The organism is Roseiconus nitratireducens, from assembly GCF_008629675.1.
Taxonomy (GTDB): domain Bacteria; phylum Planctomycetota; class Planctomycetia; order Pirellulales; family Pirellulaceae; genus Stieleria; species Stieleria nitratireducens.
The window spans coordinates 1-1,463 of record NZ_VWOX01000059.1 but is presented as its reverse complement, the minus strand read 5'-3'; the positions used below and the strand labels follow the sequence as shown (position 1 = coordinate 1,463).

The window sequence follows — 1,463 nt, the reverse complement described above, 5'->3', positions numbered from 1 at the left end:
CAGGAACTGCTGTTGGTGAATTCCGGATGATTCGACCACAATTCTGGGATCATGGATGTTCCCAAGATCACGACCGACTGCCCCGGTTGCAAGCAGCAGCAGGCGATTATTGAGCAGCAGCAGGCAACCATCGATGCCTTGGTTGAACAAGTCGAAAAGCTGACGAAGCGTCTTGAAAAGGTGGAACGCGAAGGCAAACGCCAAGCGGCCCCGTTTCGCAAGGGACGTAAGGCCGATCCGAACAAGCCTGGGCGAAAGAGCGGCGAGGATCACGGCAGGCACCATCGCCGCACCGCTCCGGAGCAAATCGACGAAACTTACGACGTGCCGCTTCCCGCCTGCTGCCCCGACTGCGGGGCCAATCAGCTGACGAAGACCGAAACGCGAATCCAGTACCAAACTGAAATTCCGCGAACCGTCATTCATCGGCAATTCAACATCGACGCTGGAATCTGCACGGGTTGCGGCTCGGCGGTGCAGGGCCGGCACGAACTGCAAACTTCTGATGCGACCGGTGCCGCAGGCGTACAGCTCGGACCGAACATCCACGCGGCGATGACACTGCTCAACAAGGAACTCGGTCTCAGTCACGGCAAAGTCAAGCGTCTGCTGGAAATGCTCTTCGAAATCACGGTCGGACGCAGCACGAGTTGCCGAAGCATGTTTCGCACGGCGAAACGTCTCGAATTGGCTCACCAGGAAGTCCGCCGGGCAGTGCGAGGCTCGCCGCAATTGGTTGGCGACGAAACCGGCTGGCGAGTTGATGGCCGGCCGGCTTGGTTGCACGCGTTTGTCGGCTTGACCGCCACCTGTTACGAGATCGACCCGACCCGCAGCATAGAACCGGCAGAGCGGCTGCTGGGACGAGATTGGTCGGGAATCTTTGGACACGATGGCTGGGCGGTCTACGACAAGTTCACCAAAGCAACGCACCAGCAATGCTTGGCTCATTTGCTTCGACGATGTGAATCGTTGATTGAAAGCGGGACCGGTGGCGCGTTGGCGTTCCCGCGCGCCGTGAAGGAACTGTTGCTCAAAGGCTTTGAGTATCGCAACCGTTTTCATGAGCGTGAGCTGACCGCTCATGGCTTGAAAGTGATGGCGGGTCGATTGACGATGCAGATGGCGAACTTGGTGCGTCCGGTCAAAACACACGCAGCCAACGAGCGATTCGCAAAGTTCTTGGAGAAGCATCTGGACGATCTGTTCACTTTTCTTCGCTATGCGGGTGCCGATGCAACCAATTGGCGTGGCGAGCAGGCGATCCGGCCGGCGGTTGTGAACCGGAAAGTTTGGGGCGGCAATCGAAGTGAAGCTGGAGCGAACGCCCAGTCCATCATCATGAGTGTGATGCGAACCTGCGACCAACGGCTGGCTGATCCGTTCATCTTCATCCGGCGTCAGTTGACCAGCCAAGCCTCCCTGACCCTGCCATTACCCATCGCGGTCCGGTAAACAAGTAC

Annotated in this window: 1 protein-coding gene; it reads left to right on the top strand. The window is 58.2% G+C overall.

Annotated features, from left to right (window positions below; translation table 11 throughout):
- The first annotated feature begins 51 nt into the window (after positions 1 to 51).
- A complete protein-coding gene (tnpC, locus tag FYK55_RS28680) occupies positions 52 to 1,455 on the top strand; it encodes an IS66 family transposase (protein ID WP_150080053.1) in 1,404 nt (467 codons plus the stop codon).
- Positions 1,456 to 1,463 lie beyond the last annotated feature (8 nt).